Origin of the sequence: Protofrankia sp. Cr1, from assembly GCF_963555865.1 — a bacterium.
Classification (GTDB): Bacteria; Actinomycetota; Actinomycetes; order Frankiales; family Frankiaceae; genus Protofrankia.
In genome coordinates, this window is record NZ_CAUVXO010000349.1 from 1 (window position 1) to 5,453 (window position 5,453).

At 68.8% G+C, this 5,453-nt stretch carries 4 protein-coding genes; all 4 read right to left on the reverse strand.

The genetic code is table 11. The annotated features are described in order from the left end of the window. Positions 1 to 452: 452 nt before the first annotated feature. The 4 genes from U9980_RS20945 to U9980_RS20960 all read right to left on the reverse strand — a co-directional run bounded on the left by U9980_RS20945 (position 453) and on the right by U9980_RS20960 (position 4,859). A complete protein-coding gene (locus tag U9980_RS20945; RefSeq protein WP_322769481.1) occupies positions 453 to 803 on the reverse strand; it encodes a hypothetical protein in 351 nt (116 codons plus the stop codon). A gap of 830 nt (positions 804 to 1,633) precedes the next feature. Further along, positions 1,634 to 2,743, reverse strand: a complete 1,110-nt coding sequence (locus U9980_RS20950; protein ID WP_322769482.1) for a HAMP domain-containing sensor histidine kinase — start codon at positions 2,741 to 2,743, stop codon at positions 1,634 to 1,636. Beyond that, positions 2,740 to 3,396 (reverse strand): response regulator transcription factor, encoded by a 657-nt coding sequence (locus tag U9980_RS20955; protein WP_322769483.1) that lies wholly within the window; start codon positions 3,394 to 3,396, stop codon positions 2,740 to 2,742. Before U9980_RS20955 ends, U9980_RS20950 begins: the two co-directional genes overlap by 4 nt. A 122-nt stretch (positions 3,397 to 3,518) precedes the next feature. Next, positions 3,519 to 4,859, reverse strand: coding sequence for a serine hydrolase domain-containing protein (locus U9980_RS20960; protein ID WP_322769484.1), 1,341 nt, complete (start codon positions 4,857 to 4,859; stop codon positions 3,519 to 3,521). Positions 4,860 to 5,453 lie beyond the last annotated feature (594 nt).

Consider the following 5,453-nt stretch of genomic DNA (forward strand, 5'->3'; position numbering starts at 1 on the left):
ACGCGCGGGACCCGCCCTGAAGCTGATCCTTGGTCGGAGCAGACTTCTACCGGGGTCCCGCGTTTCTCCTTGCACCGCCCCCTCGGACCGCCCCCGCCGACTACGGCCTGCGATGCTCACGCAGAGCAACCGATCGTTGCGCGGAAAGGCTCACTGGTGGCGTTCGCCACGAGTCCTCATTTCGCGAGGCGGCTGGCGGCATGTGACGGTCGCCTAACGCTCACGGCCGGCCCGACGACATGCTGCGGCATCGAGAAGATCGGCCACCCTCCCGCGCGATGGGTGGGGAATGCCCGTCGAGCACAAGAGACTCTCGCCGGCGGTCCAGGTGGTACTCGCCGACGGAAACGGGTGGGCCGTGATCCTCCCGGGTAGACGGTGAACGCACCTCGGCCTGCTGACGATCATCCAACGGCCGGTCGATGGGGAGAAACCCGTGGTACCGGTATTCGCTATCGTCCGTCTCGCCGTTCGTCACGGGGCACGGGCTCCGCCCTGAAACCCGAGTCGTCTCCCATATGGAAGAACACGTGCCCCTCGAGGTTTGCGTCGTCGACCAGCGTGGCCCAGCCGCGCCCACTGACCGCGTCGCCCTCATCGTCGCCGTCCCAGCTGAACTCGACTGCGGTGCGCCCGTCGCGTTCGGTGCTCCGCCAGTCCATCCAGCCACGGACGACGACGAAGCCGAACTGACCGGTGCCGTCGTCGACGAACTCGACGAAACCGGGTTCGACGAGATCGATGGCGTCGCGGTCCCACAGGTCCATCTCCACGATGCGCCATCGACCGGTCAAAGGCACCATCGGTCCTCCACTCCTATCCCCGCACCGCGACCGAGGCGCCGCCACACGGGACTGGTCTGACGGTTCGGGGCTGACAAGGCGGCTCGGTCGACGCCTCACGGATCACCGGCCAGCGGGGACCACCGCCCAGGTCGGCAGGCAGACGCGGCACCCGAGCGGCTCCTTCGCCGCGACCAGTATGGCTTGGTCGCCGCAGTACGCACACCGCACGCTCCCGAAGGCACTCGCGTGGACAATCCGATACGCGAGCAACGGGTGCCGGCCCCGGGCCGCGCCGCACGTCAAGCGGTAGTTCCAGGGCAGGCACCTCAAACAGCTGCAGCCGGACCGACCGAATCTCGACCCGGGTGCCGTGCTTCTCCTCGATCTCGGCCACGCGGCGAGCCCATTCGACCCGTTCGCCTCGGCGCCCGCGTCGAACATGCGGGCGTGGTCGGTTGGGCCGTCGCGTGCCGTCGTCGAATCGAAGCAAGAACGTGCGCGTCGCCCACAAGCGCGTCGGGCGGCTGATGAAGGCCGCTGGCCTGCACGGACGTCACCCCCACGCGTGGCGGCGCACGACGGTCGCCGGCACTCGGCCCGTCGACACCCCGAACCTACTCGGCCAGCGCCGCACCGCCCGACGCCCGCCGGTGCGGCGACACCACCCAACAATCGGCGCCGCTCTCAAGATCGAAAATCGCTTACATCGCCAAAGTCCTCCACCGGGACGCGCCAACTCGAAAACTACTAAGAGCGATTGATCTGCACGTCGATCACACGATCCAACCCATGCGCCTCCCGGCATAAGCGAGCTTTCATCGGCAAGGAAGTACCGCGATCAGCGTCGGTCATGCGTCGGTGGTGACCGGACGGGCCGGCGGTAGGTGTACGGCGATGTCCATGCCGCCGGTCGGCCGGGCCGTGCTGGAGATCTCTCCGTCGTGCGCGTCGACGACCGCCCGGACGATGGAGAGGCCGAGGCCGGCCCCACGGGTGCCGTCGACGGCGCCTCGGACGAACGGCTCGAACAGCCGTCGTTCCTCGTCCGGTGTGACTGGCCGGCCGGTGTTGACCACCCGCAGGAACGCGCGCCCGTCCGCGGTGCCGGAGGTCACCGTGACGTTTCCGCCGGTGTGGTTGTAGCGCAGCGCGTTCTCGACCAGGTTACCGGCCATCCGTTCCAGCAGCACCAGCTCGCCGTTGGCCGGCGCCGGTCGTAGGTCGGTGTGGAAGGTGACGGCCCCGTTCGCCGCCCGGTCGGCGGCGGCGACCGCGGCTGCGGCGACCGCGGCTAGGTCCACGGGCGTCCGGCGGGGCGGGCCGGCCTGGCTGCGGGCCAGAACCAGGAGCCCGTCCAGGGTCCGCTGGCTGGATTCGACGGCGGCGGCAATGTCGCCGGCCATCGCGACGAGTTCGGCCCGGTCGGGTTCGCCGTCGAGGGTGACGTCGATGGCAGTGCGCATGGTGGTGAGCGGGGTGCGTAGTTCGTGCGCGGCGTTGGCGACGAACAGGCGCTGGCTGTCCAGGACCTGGTCGCGTTCGGCAATGCCGTGCTGGATGCGGTCCAGCATGCTGTTGATAATGGTGGCCAACGTGGCGATCTCGTCGCCGGGCCGACCCACGGGTACCCGGTCGGACAGGTTCTCGGCGGACAGCCGGTTCGCCGTACCGGAGATCGTCCGGATCGGCCGCAGTATCCGCCCGGCCACCAGCCAGCCGGTCAGCCCGGCCAGGGCGGTCACCACCAGCAGCGCCAACGCGGCCCGGGCCAGCAGCGCGGAAATTGCCTCCCCGCGCAGCCGCACACCGATGTGGGGGTCTGACGCCGTGGAAGGCAGCCGCAGGCTGCTCTGCAGCAGCAGGTAGTACGTCAGCGCCAGGAGCAGGAACCCGGCGGCCAGCACCAGGGCGGTGTACACCAGGGTGAGCCGGCCGCGGGCGGTCAGGCCCCGGGTCATGGGGCGATCCGGTACCCGGCGCCGGTCACCGTTTCGATCAGCGGTGGATCACCGAGCTTACGGCGCAGGGTGCTGACGGTGATCCGCACGGCGTTGGTGAACGGGTCGGCGTGCTCGTCCCACACCTTGTCCAGCAGCGTTTCGGCGCTCACCACGGCACCGTCGGCGGCGAGCAGGCGTTCCAGTACCCCGAGCTCCTTCGGGGTCAGCGACAGCAGCCGGCCACCCCGTTCGGCGGTCCGCCGCGACGGATCGAGTTCGACGTCCCGGGCGCGCAGCACCGGCGGGCTGGCCGGGGTGCTGCGCCGGGCCAGCGCCCGTACCCGGGCGACCAGCTCGGAGAACGCGAACGGCTTGCCCAGGTAGTCGTCGGCGCCCAGGGCCAGCCCGTCCACCCGGTCCGACACGGCACCGGACGCGGTGAGCATCAACACCCGGGCGGCGCCGCGCTGCGCCAGCCGCCGGCACACGGTGTCGCCGTGCACCACCGGAAGGTCCCGGTCCAGGACCACCACGTCGTACGGAGTGACGTCGCATTTGTCGAGGGCCCGCTGACCGTCGTGGGCCACGTCCACGACGCAGCCGTGCTTGCGCAGCCCGGCCGCGATATAGGAGGCCAGCGGCTGCTCGTCCTCAACCAGCAACACCCGCATCCGCCCAGTGTCCCTGGCACCGCATATCGGCCGGGTATGGTCCGACCTCCGCTCAGGCCCGGCTCCGGCGAGAACGTCAGGAGATCCCTTTTTCTCCGGGTCGGCCAGGCCGTGGCCGCGTGTCAGTGCTGGCCGGTGACGGCCTGTACCTCCTGCTGGGTGATCTCCTGCAGCGGCAGGTCGTCGTAGTTGCTGAGGAGGACGCCGACCCAGTCGGTGTCCGGGTAGATGTTCCAGCTGGCGGCTAGGCCGGGGCCGGCGCCGGCGCGCCCGAACACCCACTGGCCGTTGGTGATCGAGACCGGCATGTGGTACGCCCCGAACGACACGCGGGTAGGAGGTGCCTGGCCGTTGCGGGCCTGCGCATGGGGAACCTTGGCCCCGGTGAGCACATCGGCGTAGGGCCGGCCCAGCAGCGTGCCGTCGCGCAGCGCGTGCGCGAACCGGACCAGATCTGGCGCGGTCGCGAAGCCGCCGTCCCCGGGGGCGTCGATGAATCCGCGGCCGGGGTTCTTGCCCGGCTCCTCCGGGTTCGGGGTGCTCTTGTCTAGATTGCGGACCGCGTCCACTTGGCCGCCGTCGGCCAGCAGCATGTACGGGTGCGCGATGTGCTCGTCGGTCAGCCACTGCGGCCTGGTGTAGAACCCCGTGCCGGTCATGCCGGCCCGCCCGAAGATGTGTTCCTGCACATAGTCCCAGTATGTCGTGCCGGTCACGGCCTCCACGATCAGCGCGGGGATGGTGATGTCGGCGCCGGCGTGGCCGTCGTCGCCAGTGCCCGGCGCGGCCACCCGCTTCGCCTGCCGGGCCAACTGCTCGTAGTACTCGTGCGCCTCCTCCCGGCTGGTGAAGACGCGATGCGGGTCCTCCTCCGGGCTGTTCAGCCCGGAGGTGCCGCAGAGCATGTGGTGGATGGTCACCTGGTCGGCGATCTCCTTGGCGAAGCCCGTCAGGTGGGTGCCCACCGTGTCCGTGAGCTGCACCTTGCCTGCCTGCACCAACTGCAGGATGGCCACCGCGCCGAACGGCTTGCCCGCCGAGCTGAGGCTGAACGCGACGCCCTCGTGGTTGCGGATCCCCTTCTCCTGGTCGGCCATACCGTAGCTGCGCGACAGCACGGTCCGGCCCCGGTGCGACAGCAGCACCACGCCGGAGAACTTGCCCTGCGCGGCCAGCTTCGCGACGTACCGGTCGTAGCCCCCGCCGGGCAGGGTGTCCGGCGGGATCTGATCACGCCCGGACGTCTCGGGCGTGGCCGGGGCGGTGCCAGCGGCGTGGGCGGTGCCGGGGCTGTTGCCGCAGGCGGCCAGCACCCCTCCGGCGGCCACCGGCGCGGTTACGAGCGCGCCAAGCAGGGACCGCCGCCGCCACCGCGCGGCGGAAACGGTGTCATCCATGTCATTCCCACGGGTCTCCTGGTTCTTCATGATGGCTATGCCTACCAACACCAGCGTATGGGCCACCTATCGTCCGCCGATCGGCTCCCGATAACCGGCCGCCGGCAGAAACCGGACCGTCGTGTTCACATACCGAAAGCAGCCGCGTGATGATCAGAACACCGCACCGCCGGGCCGTCCTCACGCGCTACCCTTCGCTTCCGTCGCCACAGCGGTGACTTCGTGTCACGACTGAGCCTTTCCGAGCAACAATTCATGACATTGAGTGATTCCCAACGTGTTGTCGGTGCAATGGCGTTTAGAGGATGTTTGATCCCGAATTTCCGACCGGTCTTTCACCGTGTATCGGACAAATCTCCGAGGTACGATCCTTGCTCGGCCATGTTCATGACGATCCGCTATCGGCGATGGGGATGGCGTAATACATTGCTAGATGAAACGGGATTCTCCGGGACGGACACGGCGATGCACAGCCCGTCCCACCCGGCACGAAAGCCTGCGAATCCGATCACACCCGCCGAGAACCGCTTCGGCATGCCGAGGAGCGAATCCAGCGAACCGCCATCAATGTAGATAAAATTCCCTCTTAGAGGACGTCTTGTTCGTGTTGGTGGTGACTCATCCGATAAGTCTGGATGATGATGGGCCGGGTACACCTTT